Source organism: Ruegeria denitrificans, assembly GCF_001458295.1.
GTDB lineage: Bacteria > Pseudomonadota > Alphaproteobacteria > Rhodobacterales > Rhodobacteraceae > Ruegeria > Ruegeria denitrificans.
In genome coordinates this window covers 125,607-143,535 of the sequence record NZ_CYUD01000010.1, presented here as the reverse complement: position 1 = coordinate 143,535, position 17,929 = coordinate 125,607, and the positions used below count along the sequence as shown (strand labels likewise).

General features: G+C 57.3%; 21 protein-coding genes and 1 tRNA gene. 9 read left to right on the top strand and 13 right to left on the bottom strand.

Going from position 1 to position 17,929, the window contains the following annotated elements; genetic code table 11:
• Position 1: 1 nt before the first annotated feature.
• The 6 genes from RUE5091_RS16015 to RUE5091_RS15995 all read right to left on the bottom strand — a co-directional run bounded on the left by RUE5091_RS16015 (position 2) and on the right by RUE5091_RS15995 (position 4,326).
• Complete coding sequence (locus RUE5091_RS16015) at positions 2-931, bottom strand: ABC transporter permease (RefSeq protein ID WP_058282944.1); 930 nt, start codon at positions 929-931, stop codon at positions 2-4.
• Positions 931-2,022: an ABC transporter ATP-binding protein gene (locus tag RUE5091_RS16010; protein ID WP_058283008.1), complete on the bottom strand. Its 1,092-nt coding sequence runs from the start codon at positions 2,020-2,022 to the stop codon at positions 931-933. The genes RUE5091_RS16015 and RUE5091_RS16010 overlap by 1 nt, the downstream gene beginning before the upstream one ends.
• Positions 2,023-2,758: 736 nt before the next feature.
• Positions 2,759-3,148 (bottom strand): hypothetical protein, encoded by a 390-nt coding sequence (locus RUE5091_RS16005; RefSeq protein WP_058282943.1) that lies wholly within the window; start codon positions 3,146-3,148, stop codon positions 2,759-2,761.
• A gap of 278 nt (positions 3,149-3,426) precedes the next feature.
• Entirely contained in the window at positions 3,427-3,585 is a 159-nt protein-coding gene (locus RUE5091_RS23865) for an HNH endonuclease (protein WP_370732369.1), read from the bottom strand.
• A gap of 197 nt (positions 3,586-3,782) precedes the next feature.
• A tRNA-Ala gene (locus RUE5091_RS16000) sits at positions 3,783-3,858 on the bottom strand.
• Between the two features lie 141 nt (positions 3,859-3,999).
• Positions 4,000-4,326, bottom strand: a complete 327-nt coding sequence (locus RUE5091_RS15995) for a TIGR02300 family protein (protein WP_058282942.1) — start codon at positions 4,324-4,326, stop codon at positions 4,000-4,002.
• A 100-nt stretch (positions 4,327-4,426) separates the two neighbouring features.
• Between RUE5091_RS15995 and RUE5091_RS15990 the strand changes: the two genes are divergently transcribed.
• From RUE5091_RS15990 to RUE5091_RS15980, 3 genes are all read left to right on the top strand, one after another.
• A complete protein-coding gene (locus RUE5091_RS15990) occupies positions 4,427-5,122 on the top strand; it encodes a M48 family metallopeptidase (protein ID WP_058282941.1) in 696 nt (231 codons plus the stop codon).
• 30 nt (positions 5,123-5,152) lie between these two features.
• Positions 5,153-5,800, top strand: a complete 648-nt coding sequence (locus RUE5091_RS15985; RefSeq protein ID WP_058282940.1) for a GntR family transcriptional regulator — start codon at positions 5,153-5,155, stop codon at positions 5,798-5,800.
• Between the two features lie 111 nt (positions 5,801-5,911).
• The gene (locus tag RUE5091_RS15980) at positions 5,912-7,039 is read left to right on the top strand and encodes a lytic murein transglycosylase (protein WP_058282939.1); all 1,128 of its coding nucleotides are present in this window, start codon (positions 5,912-5,914) and stop codon (positions 7,037-7,039) included.
• A gap of 4 nt (positions 7,040-7,043) precedes the next feature.
• Here the strand turns inward: RUE5091_RS15980 and RUE5091_RS15975 are convergent, their stop codons facing one another.
• Together RUE5091_RS15975 and RUE5091_RS15970 are read right to left on the bottom strand one after the other, a co-directional pair.
• On the bottom strand, positions 7,044-8,006 hold the full coding sequence (locus tag RUE5091_RS15975; protein WP_058282938.1) for an acetyl-CoA carboxylase carboxyltransferase subunit alpha: 963 nt from the start codon (positions 8,004-8,006) through the stop codon (positions 7,044-7,046).
• Between the two features lie 193 nt (positions 8,007-8,199).
• A complete protein-coding gene (locus RUE5091_RS15970; protein WP_058282937.1) occupies positions 8,200-8,796 on the bottom strand; it encodes a LysE family translocator in 597 nt (198 codons plus the stop codon).
• A gap of 73 nt (positions 8,797-8,869) precedes the next feature.
• Between RUE5091_RS15970 and RUE5091_RS15965 the strand changes: the two genes are divergently transcribed.
• A complete protein-coding gene (locus tag RUE5091_RS15965; RefSeq protein WP_058283007.1) occupies positions 8,870-9,322 on the top strand; it encodes an Lrp/AsnC family transcriptional regulator in 453 nt (150 codons plus the stop codon).
• A 116-nt stretch (positions 9,323-9,438) separates the two neighbouring features.
• On the top strand, positions 9,439-10,017 hold the full coding sequence (locus tag RUE5091_RS15960; RefSeq protein ID WP_058282936.1) for a PA14 domain-containing protein: 579 nt from the start codon (positions 9,439-9,441) through the stop codon (positions 10,015-10,017).
• 36 nt (positions 10,018-10,053) lie between these two features.
• On the opposite strand, the gene RUE5091_RS15955 is transcribed toward RUE5091_RS15960, so the two are convergent.
• On the bottom strand, positions 10,054-11,016 hold the full coding sequence (locus RUE5091_RS15955; protein WP_058282935.1) for an L-malyl-CoA/beta-methylmalyl-CoA lyase: 963 nt from the start codon (positions 11,014-11,016) through the stop codon (positions 10,054-10,056).
• Between the two features lie 295 nt (positions 11,017-11,311).
• Between RUE5091_RS15955 and dgcN the strand changes: the two genes are divergently transcribed.
• The 3 genes from dgcN (at position 11,312) to RUE5091_RS15940 (ending at position 14,214) form a co-directional block, all read left to right on the top strand.
• Positions 11,312-12,313 (top strand): N-acetyltransferase DgcN, encoded by a 1,002-nt coding sequence (gene dgcN, locus RUE5091_RS15950; protein ID WP_058282934.1) that lies wholly within the window; start codon positions 11,312-11,314, stop codon positions 12,311-12,313.
• Positions 12,314-12,376: 63 nt separating this feature from the next.
• The gene (gene dgcA, locus RUE5091_RS15945; RefSeq protein ID WP_058282933.1) at positions 12,377-13,342 is read left to right on the top strand and encodes an N-acetyl-D-Glu racemase DgcA; all 966 of its coding nucleotides are present in this window, start codon (positions 12,377-12,379) and stop codon (positions 13,340-13,342) included.
• A gap of 11 nt (positions 13,343-13,353) precedes the next feature.
• Positions 13,354-14,214: a D-amino-acid transaminase gene (locus tag RUE5091_RS15940; RefSeq protein WP_058282932.1), complete on the top strand. Its 861-nt coding sequence runs from the start codon at positions 13,354-13,356 to the stop codon at positions 14,212-14,214.
• Positions 14,215-14,258: 44 nt separating this feature from the next.
• On the opposite strand, the gene RUE5091_RS15935 is transcribed toward RUE5091_RS15940, so the two are convergent.
• From RUE5091_RS15935 to RUE5091_RS15925, 3 genes are all read right to left on the bottom strand, one after another.
• Positions 14,259-14,573, bottom strand: a complete 315-nt coding sequence (locus RUE5091_RS15935; RefSeq protein WP_058282931.1) for a DUF1244 domain-containing protein — start codon at positions 14,571-14,573, stop codon at positions 14,259-14,261.
• Positions 14,574-14,678: 105 nt separating this feature from the next.
• On the bottom strand, positions 14,679-14,918 hold the full coding sequence (locus RUE5091_RS15930; RefSeq protein ID WP_058282930.1) for a DUF6868 family protein: 240 nt from the start codon (positions 14,916-14,918) through the stop codon (positions 14,679-14,681).
• Positions 14,919-15,005: 87 nt separating this feature from the next.
• Entirely contained in the window at positions 15,006-15,743 is a 738-nt protein-coding gene (locus RUE5091_RS15925) for an N-formylglutamate amidohydrolase (protein WP_058283006.1), read from the bottom strand.
• 133 nt (positions 15,744-15,876) lie between these two features.
• Between RUE5091_RS15925 and pyk the strand changes: the two genes are divergently transcribed.
• The gene (gene pyk / locus RUE5091_RS15920) at positions 15,877-17,322 is read left to right on the top strand and encodes a pyruvate kinase (protein WP_058282929.1); all 1,446 of its coding nucleotides are present in this window, start codon (positions 15,877-15,879) and stop codon (positions 17,320-17,322) included.
• A 48-nt stretch (positions 17,323-17,370) separates the two neighbouring features.
• On the opposite strand, the gene RUE5091_RS15915 is transcribed toward pyk, so the two are convergent.
• A complete protein-coding gene (locus tag RUE5091_RS15915) occupies positions 17,371-17,814 on the bottom strand; it encodes an Lrp/AsnC family transcriptional regulator (protein ID WP_058282928.1) in 444 nt (147 codons plus the stop codon).
• Positions 17,815-17,929: the final 115 nt, after the last annotated feature.

Below are 17,929 nucleotides of genomic sequence, written 5' to 3'. Positions count from 1 at the left end.
TTTATCCCTCCGCCTTTTCAGCTTTGGCCTGCTGGCGTGCAAAGATCAGAAGGATCACGAGCACCAGGCTCAGCAGGATCATCGATGCGGCTGCCCCGAACGGCCAGTTGCCGGCGTTGCCCTTGAACTGTTCTTCGATCAGCGAACCGATCATGAAGTTCTTCGCACCACCCAGAAGATCCGGTGCAAGGAATGATCCCAACGAAGGCACGAAGACCAGAATACAGCCCGCGATGACGCCCGGCTTGACCGCTGGCAACAGGATGCGCCACAGCGTGGTGAACTTGCTGGCATATAAATCCGCCGCCGCCTCGCTCAGCGAGAAGTTATAGCGCTCTACCGCTGCATAGATCGGCAGCACCATGAAGGGCAGATAGGAATAGAACAGACCCAGCTGCACCGCAAAATTGGTGTTGATGATGTGCAAGGGGCTGTCGATCAGACCAATGCTCATCAGGAAATCATTTAGCGGTCCCTTGTCGCGCAGCAGGAATTTCATCGAGACGGTGCGGATCAGCAGATTTACCCAATAGGGGATCGTGATCAGAAAGACCCAAAGCGGGCGCACGTTCTCGGGCCGCGTGGCAATGAAGTATGCCGTTGGGAAGCCAATCGCGAGGCTGAGAAGCGTCGCCGCACCAGCCTGCCAGATCGAGCGCCAGAAAATGGTCATATACGTCCATTCAAACGTACACCCTTCGTCGCCGAACAGGCCACGGTCACAGAAGAATTGATCATAGGCCGCAAAGCTAAACTCCCAGATCACGCCGCCACGGAATTCCTTGGTCAGGAAGGAATAAATCAGCATCATCGCCACTGGCGCCAATGAGAGGAACAAAAGCACCACCCATGCCGGCATCAACAGCCAGGTCCGGGCCTCTTTGTAGGTGTCTGTCGTTGCGCTGCCGCCGCTTGCTGCACCGGCTGCCATCAGTCCACCAGGAGGCGCGCGGCCCCGAGCTCCATGTTGACGAACATCTCGGTGCCCGGCTCAAAGATCCGCTTGTTGCCGCGATCCGAGTTCGAGGTGCGGACGACAAAATCGGGACCATCATCCAATTCAACGATGGTGGAAATATCGGTACCAACAAAGATGTTCTCTTTGACCCGCCCATGCAGGCTGCCGTCTTTCTCGGGCTCACCCGACATGAACAGACGTTCGGGGCGGATCGACATATGCACCTTGGAGCCGACGTTGATCCCGTCCAGCGCGTTGCAGGTTAGCTCGTGCCCGCCGCCCAGATGGCAAACGGCCCGGCCCTCGGCAATCCCATCGACCGAGACTTCCAGAAGGTTGGTTTCCCCGATGAAGTCAGCCACAAACATGTTGTGCGGACGTTCGTAGATATCCGTGGGTGCCCCCAGCTGCTGCATCTCACCTGCCGACATGACCGCAATCCGGTCCGACATGGTCAGCGCCTCTTCCTGATCGTGGGTCACGAAGATAAAGGTGATTCCGGTTTCCCGCTGCAAATGCTTCAGTTCCAACTGCATCGCCTTGCGCAGTTTCAGATCAAGCGCCGAAAGCGGCTCGTCCAGCAGCAGAACCTTGGGCTGTGGCGCCAGCGCACGGGCCAGCGCGACACGCTGTTGCTGACCTCCAGAGAGTTGGCTCGGCTTGCGGGTCGAGAACTGGCTGAGCTGCACCAGTTCCAGCATCTCACCGGCCTGAGTGCGCGCATCAGATTTCGACGCACCCCGCATCTCCAGACCAAAGGCCACGTTGTCCAGAATGGTCATATGCGGGAACAACGCATAATTCTGAAAAACCGTGTTCACTGGGCGCTTGTTGGGCGGTAGATCTTCGATTTCCTCTCCGTAGAGAAAGATCTCTCCCTCGGTCACATCTTCAAACCCGGCGATCATGCGCAGCAAGGTGGTCTTGCCGCACCCAGAGGGCCCGAGCAGAGTAAAAAACTCGTTGTCCTTGATTGACAGTGATATTTTTTTCAACGCCGTGAAGTCGCCGTAGCGCTTCACTGCATTCCGCACGTCAATCGCGACAGCTTGGGAGGTGGTCATGGTCTGGTCCCCGCATGGTTGCTTGGCGGCTGCCATCAGTTACGTCAGGATCGCAGCGTCAACTTCGAGGGTAGTCCCAATGCCCATTGTTTTGGCAGTACCCCAAAAGGGGCACATCGAGATTGTGGTGAATTTGCGGAGTTGTTTCGAGAGTGAATTGCAACGCGATCACGAGCCACGTGGTCTTCGCGCGAATTAAGGGGCAGCCAATTTGCTTCAGGCTGAAGCCTACTCTGTTTTGTTTTCTATACTCGTCTCTTACCCGGATTGCAGACGTTTATCTCAAATGCAGCGAATGTCCGGAATCCGCCCAAAGTGAGGAATGCTGAAAAGGTCCTTTAAGTCGTCTATGGGCTCTGAACGGGCGTTCGAACATTCTTCAAAGATGGCGGCTTTGTCGCATTAAATAGCCACTGGAACAATTAGCGGTCGCCGGCTGCAACGCTTTTGGCCACCATTGTTACGGGCTATGTTCTTTAAGGTTTGACATGGCTGAGGACAGCAATCGGCTATGCTTCATAGAGTTCTCGCCGCGCGGACATCAATTTAGGCGGGAGCGCTCCAATCTGCTCCGAGTGCCGAATTGCGACAGTCTGTCTTGCTTTAGCCTCTTGAGCGGCTTTCAGCGAAGCCGAAACTGCCGCTAAGTCAGACATGGATTTGTCCGTTCCATAAGTTCGCTTGGTATTCAAGTTTGCGAGACAGATCACTCATCTGACACCATATCCAACTTCGGTTAGTCTTTCTGGTCAGTCTTACGTAAGCGGCCCCATTTCGGCACTAGAGAGTTGTTCAATGTCTGTTGTTCGCTGCGGTTTCGCTGCAGCTTCTCCACCTGAGCACGAAGCTCAGAAAGTTCCTCTATGCTTTTCAACTGCACGTGTCGTCCCAGAGCTTCCTGCAACCAATTGGAATCCTGCAAGCTGATTTCACCTTGAGATACCGCCATAGCGATGCGCTCTGAAGTAACGACAATGTCTTCGACGGTATCTAAGCTGATGTCTTGATTCAGTTGCACATAGTCGGATCGTCCTGGCGGTCGGACCCGGTCGATGAGCCATTGCGCAATTGCGAGATTACCATCTTGCAGTTCGTCAGAAATAATTTCTGTGGCGCGTCCGAGCATCTTTCAAGAAGTTCGCCTGCCAATTTGGATGCCCGCGCCTGATCGCCCTTAGACCCTCGTGGTCGACCGGGTGATTTTGGAGGATTGTGCCCAGGCAGGAACTTTCCGTCTGGACCGCGTTTGGGCTTTGGCTCGTCGTGAGTCATTGAACCGAGATTGTCGTCATTTTTACGTCAATAATATTGACATAATAGCCTGACTTTGCGTTCTTGTCATCTGCCTTGGGTTTTGACCCGTGGGTTGCGGAGTTCAGAAGCGAGAATTATCGCTCCTTCGATTTAGGAACCAAATCGGCTGTTACATTCCCGGTAAAGAATTCGAGACGTGAAGATGCCTCCAAGGCTATCTGGTATCACATGCTCATGGCTCAGCCTCTTCGATCCAAGACATGCAATACACCTAGGATGCTCCCACTCAATTCTCAATTTCCATTCCACAATGTTGTACGCACTTTGGCCTAGTTAACTGGTTGAAGGTAATAGGGCTACGAGACAGCAAGGTTTGAGACTGCCAAATTGGTTTCATTAGCCCAATTGACAGCAGTTGAAGTCAGAAGAATTCAGTAATATGTGGGGGTCTGTGTGGGGTTGGGACGCCGAGACTGGCTTAAACGGCAATGAACTCAACGAGGATTTGGTGGAGCCTAGGGGAGTCGAACCCCTGACCTCTTGCATGCCATGCAAGCGCTCTCCCAACTGAGCTAAGGCCCCATCAAGGTACTGCCGAAGCAGTGGACGGACGTTTATGAGACGGCGGCGGTGAGTGCAAGACCAAAAGTAGAAATTGCCAAAAAGTTTCCGACCCGCGTCTGACGGTGGGCATGAGGCGACGCGAGGCCGCCTCTGACCGGTTTAATTTTCTTCATCCGACGACATGTCGGTGATATCGTCCAGCGAGACGTTATCATTGTCGTCGTCATCATCGTCCAGCAGATCATCGTCCAGCTCGACATCGACATTGTCGTCATCGTCCAGAACTATTTCTTCATCCGACGCGTTTTCACGCGCCTTGGCCGACGCCGCATCTTCTGCATCCGCGGCGATCATCCGGCTTTTGCCGGTTTCAAGCTCCACGATCTCGCCGGTATAGGGGCTAACAATCGGGTTCTTGTTCAGGTCATAAAAGCGCTTACCGGTGGTCGGGCAAACGCGCTTTACACCCCATTCTTCCTTGGGCATGTCAATTCCCCTTGATATCAGGTGAGTCGTATCAACGATTCAGGTCACGTGCCACATGCAGCGGGCACTGTCAAAGCCTTTGCGCAGGAGAAACAGGCATATGGGAGATCACGCACTGCCCGGGACGCCACCGGTGCCGCTGAGGTTGCGCAAATCGGCGCGGGCGCGGCGGATCAGCTTGCGGATTTCCCAGTTGGATGGGCGGGTTACGCTGACCTATCCGCAAGGTGTGCCCGAGGCCGAAGCGCTGAGTTTTGCCCGCACCAAGGAAGAGTGGATACGTCAGCATCTGCTGGATCGTCCTGATCCGGCAGTGGTTCAGTTCGGCCAGTCCATCCCGATTGAAGGCATCGAGCGGCGAATCGTGCCTGCCAGCGGGCGACGCGTGCTGTTGCGAGGTGATGAGGTCGCAGTGCCCGAAGGGGCCGAGGCGCGCCGTCTGGCACGATTTCTCAAAGAATTGGCGCGTGATCGGCTGACAGGGGCCTGCGATGAATATGCTGAGATGCTCGGGCGGTCATACTCTAGCCTGACCATGCGCGATACGCGGTCGCGCTGGGGGTCGTGCAGTTCCGCTGGCGGGCTGATGTTCTCGTGGCGGTTGATCCTGGCGCCGTCCGAGATCCTGCACTATGTCGCAGCGCATGAGGTGGCGCATCTGGTTGAGATGAACCACTCTGCCGCCTTTTGGGCGCAGGTCGAGCGGATTTTTGGCGACTATCGCGATCAGCGGCGTTGGCTGCGCGACAACGGGGCGCAATTGCATCAATACAGATTTGATACCGGTGCGAGTTGACCCCGGGTCTATTTGTGATCACATGGGGGTATGTTGACCGCACGCCCCACAGAATCCCACACCGCCACACATGACAGGGTCTATCGCGTACTGCGCGCGCGTATCATGCACGGTGAAATGGCGCCGGGGCAGGCGCTGACCCTGCGCGGGGTTGGAAAGGAATTCGGTGTCTCAATGACCCCCGCACGCGAGGCCGTGCGTCGGTTGGCCGCCGAAGGGGCGCTGTTTCTGTCCACCTCGGGGCGGGTTTCGACGCCCGAGCTAACCAATGATCGGATCGAGGAACTGGCCGCCTTGCGCGCGCTGCTTGAAGTCGAGCTGGCCAGCCGCGCCCTGCCGCGGGCGCATATGGCGCTGATCGACCGGCTGCAAACCATCAACATGACCGTGGCCGAGATGGTCACTAAGCGCGATGCCGTCGGCTACATCCGCTCGAACCTTGAATTTCACCGCACGCTGTATCTGCGCGCGCAGGCTCCGGCGATGCTGGCGATTGCGGAAACTGTGTGGCTGCAGCTTGGACCTACCATGCGCGCGCTATACGGTCGGTTACGGCGGACTGACCCCCCTCATAACCATAAGCTGATCATCGCTGCGTTGCAGGCCGGGGATGAGCCCGGACTGCGCTTGGCCGTCCGCTCGGACGTGACGCAGGGTCTGCGGTTGCTGGTGAGCTGAGCGGCTTGTTGCCGAAGTCGGGAATTTGCATCTGATTGGCGTTGTCGTTCTGGTTTGGAGATTGGCTCTGGGCTAATCTGAACCAAATCACAACAAGAGCAGATTTCAGCCATGATCAATCGACGGATATTTTCTTTGGGGCTCGGGTCGGCCCTGTTGACGGCCTGTTCCACGGGTGCCCCCACCAGCGCCCCGGCAACGAGGATGCGGCCTGTGCCCAACGCCGGGTGGGATGCCTGGGTCGCCGGCTTCAAGGGCCGCGCCGCGTCACAGGGGATTTCGCAGACAACTCTCAACCTGGCCTTTCAGGGCGCAGGCTATCTGCCCGAGGTGATTGAGAGGGACCGCAATCAGGTCGAATTCAAACGCTCACTCGAGGATTATCTGGCTATTGCGGCTTCGGATGAGCGGATCGCAACCGGCAAGCAGATGTTGGTGCGCCATGCAGGCACCCTGTCGCAGATCGAAGCCAAGTATGGGGTCGACAAAGAAGTGATCGTAGCCGTCTGGGGCTTGGAAAGCCGCTATGGCGCGCGGCGCGGGGATGTGCCGGTGGTGTCTGCCGTGTCAACGCTGGCCTATGACGGGCGGCGCGGCGCGTTCTTTGAAAAGCAACTGATCGCAGCCTTGCGGATCATTCAGGAAGGCGACACAAGCCCCGCCAACATGACCGGCAGTTGGGCCGGGGCAATGGGGCACACGCAGTTCATTCCCACATCCTATCTGGCCTATGCGGTGGATTTCACCGGCGACGGGCGGCGGGATATCTGGTCCGAGAACCCTACGGATTCTCTGGCCTCGACCGCGGCCTATCTGGCACGCGCGGGCTGGGTGCGGGGGCAGCCTTGGGGCGGTGAGGCCGGCACTGTATCCGGCACGCCCCTTGCGGTTCTGCAGCCGCAGAAGCCGGGACCCCGCATCGCGGTGTTCCGCAATTTTCAGGTCATCAAACGCTATAATAACTCGGACAGCTATGCGATTGGCGTCGGGCATTTGTCTGACCGGATCGCGGGCGGTGCGCCATTTCAGGCCTCGTTCGGGCCGGATGCGACGGGTCTTACGCTGGAAGACCGCAAGGAACTCCAGACTCGTCTGACATCGGCTGGCTATGATACTCAAGGCGCAGATGGTTTGATCGGCAACAACACCAAATCCGCCATCAGCGCCTATCAGCGCGCCAGCGGCATGCCGGTCACCGGAGAACCCTCGGTCGCGTTGCTGCGCAGCCTGGGGGGCTGACGGGTTACGCCGCCAGCCCTTTCGAGCCGATATCCAGGAATTTCTGACGGCGGTCCTGAATCAGGGCCGCCGCATCTTTGCCGTCCAGCTCTTTCAGCATCAGGGTAATGGCGTCCCGAACGGATTCGACAGTGGCGGGGCGATCGCGATGGGCACCGCCTTTGGGTTCCTGGATGATAAGGTCACAGACGCCCAGCTTGTGCAGGTCTTGTGCGGTAAGGCGCAGCGCTTCGGCGGCCTCGCGCATCTTTTCGGCATCTTTCCACAGGATCGAGGCGCATCCCTCGGGCGAGATCACCGAATAGACCGAATGTTCCAGCATCGCGACACGGTTCGCCGTGGCAAAGGCCACAGCCCCGCCGGACCCACCTTCGCCGATGATCACCGACACCAACGGCACGCCGATCTTCAGGCACATCTCGGTCGAGCGCGCGATTGCCTCAGACTGGCCGCGTTCCTCGGCCCCTTTGCCTGGGTAGGCACCCGCCGTGTCGATCAGAGTGATCACGGGCAGGCCAAAGCGGCCGGCCATTTCCATCAGGCGCACGGCCTTGCGATACCCTTCGGGGCGGGCCATGCCGAAATTCCTTTCGATCCGCGATTTGGTGTCCGAACCCTTTTCATGACCGATCACCATCACCGGCTGATCATTGAACCGGGCCAAACCACCGATAACGGCCAGATCGTCGGCAAAGTTCCGGTCGCCAGCCAATGGGGTAAATTCAGTGAACAGCTCTTTGACGTAGTCTTGGCAATGAGGGCGGTCCGGATGACGTGCAACCTGACATTTTCGCCACGGGGTCAGATCGCCATACAGCTCTTCCAAAAGTTTGGCGGCCTTGGCGTCCAGCGCAGCGGCTTCTTCGGCCACGTCCATCTCTTCATTGGCACGGGCCAGCGCGCGCAGTTCTTCTGCCTTGCCTTCAATTTCGGCCAGCGGTTTTTCGAAATCCAGATACTGGGTCATGACGCCTCTCAACGCGGAAGTTCCCTGCTATATGACGCGTGGTTGCGCGGGATGCAACTCGACAAGAATTGTGGATGCGGCAATTGCGGCCTCGGTTACGAAGGGGATGGCAATGTCAGCCAGCCTTGAAAGCTGCGGGAGGCAGATGTCGCCAATGCCATTGCGGACGAAGTCTGCCTAGCGCGGAAAGTGGTTAGCTCGGCCACAAGACTGGATAGAGCGAGGCCACCAACAGCACCGCCATGGTCCAGTTGAAGACCATCAAACGGCGCGGGTTCGTCAGGATTCGCGCCATTTGCTGGCCCAATATGGTCCAGGTGCTGACCGATGGCAGGTTCACCACTCCGAAAATCAGCGCTACGATGACAATGGCCTGCAACGTGTGGTCCGGCGTGTAGGCCGTGGTGGCCGTCAGAGCCATCGCCCAGGCCTTGGGATTGACCCATTGAAAGGCTGCGGCCTGCAGGAAGGTCATGGGATCCCCCTCAGCATCCTTGCCTTTTATCGGGGCCGCATGCGCGATCTTCCACGCCAGATACAGCAGGTAAATGACCGAGGCGAGTTTCAGCACCGTGTAGCTGATCGGGTAGCTGTCAAACACCTGCACCAGCCCGGCACCAACCAGTAGGACCATGACAGTAAACCCTAGCCCGATACCCAGCATATGCGGGATGGTCCTTCGAAACCCGAAATTGGCCCCCGAGGCCATCAGCATCAGGTTATTCGGCCCAGGCGTGATGGACGAGACGAAAGCGAAAGCGATCAGGGCCAATAAGATGTCATAGGTCATGGCGCGGATAATCACTGATGAAACAGCAAATGAAATTGCGGTTTTGTGCGTTTTTGAGGTAATTTCACAATTAATGGCGAAGATTGATCACATAAACCAGCAAATATTGCGTGCGCTGACACGTGACGGCCGTATCAGCAACCTGGAACTGGCGGACCGCGTTGGCCTGTCGCCGTCGGCCTGCTTGCGTCGCGTGCAAGAGCTTGAACGTGCAGGCGTGATCACCGGCTACCGCGCGGTATTGAGCCCGAAAGAACTGGGCGTAGGGTTCGTGGGCTACATCGGCGTTGGATTGGGAGAGCATACCAAAGCCGCGCAGGAAGGTTTTGAACGGGCAGTGCAACATGCGCCCGAAGTGATCGAATGCCACAATATCACAGGCACCATCGAATACTTGCTGCGTGTGGAATGCGCTGATCTTGCCGCGTACAAAACCTTTCACACAGAGGTGCTGGGAACCCTGCCGCATGTGACGTCGATCACCTCCTACGTGGTGATGGATTCACCCAAGGATTTGCGCGCCTGACAGGGAAATGTGAATTGTAACCGTCTTGCAGGGAAATTCCTCACATCCTAGTGTCACAGCAATGGGAAAACCAAAATGGGGACAAACCCCTCTTATGCCGTCACAGGGAGACGATCATGAAACTTATCAAAGCCGGTGCGCTTGCCGCAGCCATGGCATTGATTGCCGGAGCGGTAATGTCAGCGCCGCTTAAGCTGCAACCCGCAAACCCACAACCCAGCCCGCAGGCCGGGTTAAATGTGAAATACTTTGGTACAGGCAATCAACACAAGAAGATCCGAGATCTAAGCCAGGCAAAGAGCCTGCTGTCTCAAGCACAGCCCGGAAAACCGTTACGGGGGTTGGACTACAGAGACACCAGCAAAGGCGAGGATGTTATGACGTTCGACGGCGCTTATAACGTTGCCGCCGAAGTTACGGGGTATATGCGGTTTGACTCGCCAGGGATTTACGAGTTGGAAACGTGGTCAAATGACGGGATTGAGGCCTCGGTTGGCGGCCAACAGATTGGCCGAGTAACCGGCATTCAAGGCTGTGAAGCCAATCAACGTATCGAAGTTGAAGTGCCCAAGGCGGGCTGGTATCCATTGAAGATTGTCTATTTCCAAAAACTAGGATCCTCTTGCCTGATGATGAAGTCGGGCAAACAAGGTGAAAAGCTCACCTGGGTGCCCAACGACATCTTTGGGCGGTAATTAAGAAGGCGCTCCGCTGGGCGCCTTTTTTGGCCATCAGCCGTTGGCGGCGATCAGTTCCGCCTGCGCCACAATCACCTCGGCCTGTTTAATTGATGCGATATCGACCAGACGCCCTTTGTAGACTGTCGCGCCTTCGCCATTCGCCTTGGCCTGTTCCATTGCCGCCAGAATTTCGCGCGCCTCGGATACGGCCTCGTCCGACGGAGTGAAGACCTGATTGGCCAGCGCGATTTGTTTGGGGTGGATCGCCCATTTGCCGACCATCCCCAGAGTGGCCGAGCGTTTGGCCTGCGCAATATAACCCTCATCATCCGAGAAATCGCCAAATGGCCCGTCCACCGGCAGCACGCCGTGGGTGCGGCAAGCGGCAACAATTGCAGCTTGTGCCCAGTGCCACGGATCGGACCAGTGCTTTTCGCCGTCGCGCAGCATGTAATAGTTTTCCTGCGTGCCGCCGATGCCGGTTGTTTGCATCCCCATTGAGGCTGCGAAATCTGCAGCACCCAAGCTCATCGCCTGCATCCGTGGCGAGGAAGCCGCGATTTCTTCGACATGGGCAATGCCAGCGGCGGATTCGATGATCACCTCGAAGGAAATCGGCTTGCTGCGGCCTTTGGCGCGCTCGATCGCAGTGACGAGTGCGTCAACGGCATAGACGTCGGCTGCACAACCGACCTTGGGAATCATGATCTGATCCAGCCGGTCGCCGGCCTGTTCCAGCAGATCCACAACGTCGCGATACCAATAGGGGGTGTCCAGACCGTTGATGCGCACGGACATGTGCTTGTTGCCCCAATCGACGGTGTTCAGCGCCTCGATCACGTTGGCGCGGGCAATGTCTTTGTCCGACGGTGCCACCGAGTCCTCAAGATCAAGGTTGATCACATCCGCCGCAGACGCGGCCATTTTCGGAAACAGCTTGGTGTTCGATCCCGGCCCGAAAAGCTGACACCGGTTGGGGCGGGCGGGGGCGGCAGGTTGAAGGCGAAAGCTCATCTGGACCTCGTGCGAGAAATGAAATTACAATTTTCCTGCTCATTGAGGTATTAAATTGCGCACGCATGCGCAAGCATCTTTATGCATCTGCGGCAATGCAATCGCAGCATTTGCCGTCTGAGGTGATCAGAATGGTGATTAAAGATTAATCACTATGAAAACTTGAAAGAAACTCGCGGAATATGGCGAACAGGCGCGAAATTATTCTATCAACAATGATTATGCCGGGTGAAAATGCAAAGCACTCGCCAAGAGCGTCACCTAGGTTGTGCCGGAATCAAAGGAGTGAACCGCAATGATCGAGACACCGTACCTGTTGTTTTTGGGCGATGCGCCCGACCAATTAGCGGCTAAAGTGGCAGTTGGAATTAAAGACTGGCGCCCGGAAAATGCTGTGGGCCAATACCGGATGGACGGCTGCAAGGCTGATCTGGGCCTGACTGACATGACCCTGACCGAGGCGAAAGAGGCCGGGGCCAAAACCCTGGTCATCGGCGTGGCCAACCGTGGCGGCGTGATCAGCCAGGAATGGAAAAAGGTTCTGGTGATGGCGCTTGAGGAAGGTTTTGACCTGGCGTCGGGCCTGCACAACTTGCTGAGTGACGAACCCGATCTGGTCGCAGTGGCCGAGGCCACCGGCCGCAAGCTGCATGACGTGCGCGTGCCCGAGGTCGACTATCCGATCGCCAATGGCATCAAGCGCAAAGGCAAGCGCTGCCTGGCCGTGGGCACCGACTGCTCGGTTGGTAAGATGTACACCGCGATGGCAATGGATGCCGAGATGCGCAAGCGTGGTATGAAATCCACTTTCCGTGCCACGGGTCAGACCGGCATCCTGATCACCGGTGACGGTGTGCCTCTGGACGCTGTTGTTGCTGATTTCATGGCAGGCTCGGTCGAATGGCTGACACCGGACAATGACGACGACCACTGGGACCTGATCGAGGGACAGGGTTCGCTGTTCCATGTCTCCTATTCCGGCGTCACCATGGCGTTGATCCACGGTGGACAGCCGGACGCGCTGATCCTGAGCCACGAGCCCACTCGTGAGCATATGCGCGGGCTGCCGACCTATCAGCTGCCTTCGCTGGAGACTCTGCGCGACACCACGCTGGCGCTGGGCAAAGTAGCAAATCCGGACTGTCAGGTCGTGGGCATCTCGGTCAATACCCAACACATGAGCGAAGCGGACGCGGTCGATTATCTGGCCAAGGTTGAGGCGGACATGGGTCTGCCTGCAACCGATCCGTTCCGTTTTGGCTCGGGCAAGCTGGTCGACGCGCTGGCCGCAATGTGATCAAAGGACCCCGTCAGAGAACCCTCTGGCGGGGAAACTTCGAATAGATAAAGGAGCGGGTGCGTGCAGATTGACGTCTCTCGTGATGTATTTCGACTGGCGCAGGTCTTTACGATCTCGCGCGGGTCGCGGACCGAAGCGAATGTGCTGACCGTACGCGTGTCAGATGGCGCGCATCAGGGCTGGGGCGAATGCGTGCCCTATGCGCGGTATAATGAGACATTGGAGTCGGTCGAGGCCGAGATCGCCGGCCTTCCGGACACGTTTGATCGTACACAGTTGATGAATTTGCTGTCTGCTGGCGCAGCCCGCAACGCGGTGGATTGTGCGCTGTGGGATCTTGAGGCGAAGCGCGCCGGAAAACGTGCATGGGAGCTGGCCGGACTGCCCGCGCCCGGCCCAGAGATCACCGCATACACCTTGTCGCTGGACACGCCGAAAAAGATGCAGACACAGGCGGCCGAGAATTCATACCGGCCGTTGTTGAAGATCAAGCTGGGCACGCCAGACGACATGCCCCGTCTGGAAGCCGTGCGCGCTGGTGCGCCTAACGCCAAGATCATCGTCGACGCCAATGAGGGCTGGTCGGCAGACGTATATGCCGATCTGGCACCGCATCTGGTGCGGTTGGGTGTTGCGCTGGTCGAACAACCTCTGCCCGCTGGGGAAGATGACGCGCTGATCGGGATGGATCGCCCGGTGCCGGTATGTGCTGATGAATCCTGCCACGACCGCAGCAGCCTGCCTGCGATGAAAGGCAAGTATGACGTGGTCAACATCAAGCTAGACAAGACCGGCGGCCTGACCGAGGCGCTGGCTCTACGTGAACAGGCGCTAGCCGAAGGCTATCGTGTGATGGTTGGCTGCATGGTTGGCAGTTCTTTGGCGATGGCTCCTGCGACCCTTCTGGCGCAGGGTGCGATGGTAACGGACCTTGACGGCCCGCTTCTGTTGGCCGAAGACCGCGACAACCCGCTGAATTTTGATGATGCCGGAGTGCACCCGCCGAAGGCGGAACTTTGGGGCTGAGGAGACATAATATGACCCGCACCGTTTACGTGAATGGCGAATACCTGCCCGAAACCGAAGCCAAGGTTTCCATTTTTGACCGTGGTTTCCTGTTCGCAGACGCCGTTTACGAAGTCACCAGCGTTCTGGATGGCAAGCTGATTGATTTCGAAGGGCATGCCGTGCGCCTCAAGCGGTCTCTGGACGAGTTGGAGATGGCCGAGCCCTGCACCAAGAACGAACTGCTGGACATTCACCGCAAGCTGGTTGAGCTGAACGGCATCGAAGAAGGTCTTGTGTACCTGCAGGTCAGCCGCGGATCGGATGGCGACCGGGATTTTGTGTTTCCTTCAGCGGATACCAAACCCAGCTTGGTGCTGTTCACCCAGAACAAGCCGGGCCTGGCCGACAGCCCAGCGGCGAAAAAGGGTGCCAAGATCATCTCGATCGAGGATATCCGCTGGGGCCGTCGCGACATCAAGACCGTGCAGCTGCTATACCCGTCGATGGGCAAGATGATGGCCAAGAAAGCGGGCTGTGACGACGCGTGGCTGATCGAAGACGGTTATGTCACCGAAGGCACCAGCAACAACGCCTACTACGTCAAAGACGGCAAGATCGTCACCCGACCGCTGTCGACCGACATTCTGCACGGCATCACGCGTAAGGCCGTGCTGCGCATGGCGGCTGAGGCGCAGATGGAGGTCGAAGAACGCCTGTTCACCATTGATGAGGCGAAAGATGCGGACGAAGCCTTTACTACCTCGGCGAGTGCCTTTGTCATGCCTGTGGTTGAAATTGACGGCGTGACACTGGGTGATGGATCCCCGGGTCCGATCGCCAAGCGGCTACGCGAGATTTATCTGGACGAAAGCCGCAAGGCAGCGATCTAAAGAAAAGGCCCGCCGAATTGGCGGGCCTTTTTCAAATCTGGACGCTAGTCCTTTTTCCCGACATTTTCTTCAAATGCGACCTTGAAGGCGGCCTGTTTCTCGGGGCTGGCATCGGTCTGATAGTTGGCCTTCCATTCATCCATGGTCATGCCATAGAAAATCTGACGGGCTTCGTCCTTACCCATCTCGATCCCCTTTTCGTTGGCGGCTTCCTGATACCAGCGCGACAGGCAGTTGCGGCAGAACCCGGCCAGATTCATCATGTCGATGTTCTGAACGTCGGTGCGGTCGTCCATCAGGTGCTTTTGCAACCGGCGGAACGCGGCGGCCTGAAGTTCGATTTCGGTTTGCTTATCCATTGTCGGGCTCCCACAAAGTGTCGTTTGCCTGACCTAACAATCCGAAAGCATTGTTACAACAAACAGGAAGGGCCAACAGGCCCTTCCCGGCGATGGATTTCGGTTTTATGCCAGTTTCAAGGCCAGCCACGGCATCAAGCAGAAAACGATTGTCAGGATCTTGTAGTTCGCCAGATACCGGAAATAGGCCCTTTTCGCATCGCCCGGCTCCATCTGGAACATCCGGCCGTGTATGCCGGCGGCCCAGTCCTGCAGGGCTACGATCAACAGTGTAGACAGTGCTAAAAGGGCAAAGTTAAGGACCGTCATCCAACCGAAGACGGTCGTCAGGAATTCCTGAGTCATGGTCGTCTCCTTTCCCCTAATATATGGGGGTCGCCGAGCAACCTCACAACGACGTGAGGTTCTGAATCGACCTTGTTTGACCCCACGTCACAGGCCGCTTTCGCCCAAAGCGTCCTGTAGGATCACGGCCAAACGTTCGGCCCATTCACGCTGTCCGGCGTTGTCTGCAATCAGATCGTTGCGCAGCTCGATCAGGGCGTTAGGGCGGCCATGCGATGTACAGTGCCGATCAATTGCGTCACCGGGCAGCACACCTGTGTAGGGTTCGTTGACGCCGACACACAGGTCCGCTTCGGCCTCAAGCCGGTCGATCAACGGGCGCGAAAACCGTTCATCCGGGGTGTGCAGCACGCCGATATGCCACGGGCGCGGGTCGCGGCCCCGCAACTGGCGGGTGAAAGAGTGCATCGACACGATCACCGCATGCGGCAGCCCCGCCATACGTTCCAGCGCCTCGTGATAGGGGCGGTAGCACATGTACAGACGCCGTTCGCGCTCGACTGCGTCGGCGTGGCGGTTGCCGGGGATGATCGAGCCGTCATACAGCTTCATCAGCAGGGTCGGATCATCCTCGCCTCTGTTCGGGTCGATCACCAGTCGTGAGAAATTGGCGGCAATAACAGGCGCGTTCAAGATTTCTCCCAAGTGCTTTGAGACCTCATAAGCGCCGACGTCATAGGCGATGTGACGCTCCATGTCCTCGCGCGGCAGGCCGAGGTCTCCGCCGTTGATTTCGGGCGGCACCGTGTTGGTAGCGTGATCGCATGTGATCAGCCAGCGCGAAGGGCGATCAGCGCCATGGATAAAAAACGGGGAATACGTCATAAGCCTGTCATCTAGTTTGTCGCAGGTGTAGGGCAGTTGCTTCGGAAAGGGAATTGCGCAATAAGCGACCTGAAGTAATGTTTGCGGTAACATTTGCGCGAAATCGAGTGAAGACCTAAGGAGAGCAAGACCTATGCGACGCCTGAGAAATGTGAAAATCGTGGCGACGCTGGGACCGGCGTCTAATGATTATGACACCATTCGCGCACTGCACGAGACAGGTGCGGATGTGTTCCGCCTGAACATGAGCCATGGCAGCCATAACGAGATCCGGGAACGTCACCAGATCATCCGGCAGGTTGAAAAGGATCTGGACAGTCCGATTGCCATTTTGGCCGACCTGCAGGGACCCAAGCTACGCGTCGGTGAATTCGCCAATGACGCGGAAGAACTGGAAGAGGGCGCAGCGTTTCGTCTGGATCTGGACCCGGCGCTGGGCGACGGCAGCCGCGTGTGTCTGCCGCATCCCGAAATCTTCGCTGCGTTGGAACCAGGCGCGCGCCTTCTGGTCAATGACGGTAAAATCCGTCTGGTCGTTCAGGATTGCGGTCAGGATCATGCAAATTGCACGGTCGAGGTCGGGGGCACAATCTCGGACCGTAAAGGTGTGAACGTGCCTGATGTCGTTCTGCCTTTGGCTGCGCTGTCGGCTAAGGACCGGGACGATCTGGAGTTTGTCTGCCAGTTGGGCGTCGACTGGCTGGGGCTAAGCTTTGTGCAGCGCGCCAAGGACGTGTTCGAAGCCCGCGCGCTGGCCGATGGCCGCGCGTCGATCCTGTCCAAGATTGAAAAACCTGCGGCGGTTGAAGCGTTTGAAGAAATCCTTGATGCGTCAGACGGGATCATGGTGGCCCGCGGCGACCTGGGGGTCGAACTGCCGGTTTCGGCCGTGCCGCCGATCCAGAAACGGCTGGTAAGACGGTGTCGAGCAGCGGCCAAGCCGGTGATCGTGGCCACACAAATGCTGGAAAGCATGATCGAAAGCCCGATGCCCACGCGGGCCGAGGTTTCGGACGTGGCGACTGCCATATATGAGGGCACCGATGCCATCATGCTCAGCGCTGAATCGGCAGCGGGATCGTATCCGATCGAAGCTGTGCAAACCATGAACAAGGTCGCCATCGAGGTCGAGGCTGATCCGACGTATACCCAGATCATCTCGGCATCGCGCACCGCCAAAGGCACAACGATTGCCGACGGGATCGTGGCCGCGGCACGTGAGATTGCCGAAAAGACGGACATCAAGGCCATCTGCTGTTTTACCCAAAGCGGCACAACGGCCCTGTTGACCGCGCGGGAACGTCCCGGAGTGCCCATCATCGCCATGACGCCCGCCACCGGAACCGCACGGCGCCTTTGCCTGAGCTGGGGCTGTCATTGCGTGATGACGCCCGAGTTGGAACGCTTCAAAGGCGCTGTTGTCAATGCAGCCCGCACTGCCCGCGCGAGCGGGTTTGCGACCGAGACTGATCAGATCGTGGTGACCGCTGGGGTGCCATTCAACGTGCCCGGAACCACCAATATTCTGCGTATTGCGCCCTGTGACGAACGCCTGATTTACAACACAGATCCGGGCTGATTGAATCGCGTCAACGTACAATCCGCCTTTTGGCCGAAAGATCCTTTGTCAGGAGATTGGGCTTTTCACGATCTCCATAACTGTAAATGAGCTTGTCTGGTGAATTCCAGGCAGCTTATTTATTTTCTCACCGAGGATATCGCGAAAGTGTGTAATGTCTCGGGTGCGCACCGTCAGAAGATAATCAAACGATCCTGCCACCATTAAGCAGCTTTCAATTTCTGGAATATTACGGACAGCGTCATTGAACCTACCAAGAGATTGCTCAGCCGTCGCGGCCAGTGAAACCTGCACAACCGTGACCAAGGCTAGCCCCATTCGCTCTTTATCGACGATGGCACAATAGCCTTTGATGTACCCGTTTTTTTCCAAGCGCTTGACCCGCTCGGAGCAGGGGGTATTGGTCAGGTTGACACGTGCCGCAAGATCGACGATCGACAACCTTCCGTTGATTTCCAGCTCTTGCAGGATGCGTTGGTCTATTTTGTCCAATTCTCTATCGATCAGTAAAAATCCCTGAAATTTTAGCGTAAGACGACATTTTTCACTGAATATAGACTAAAATAATCCCCAATTCCTAGTGATTATTCCTGATACTTATCTGAAG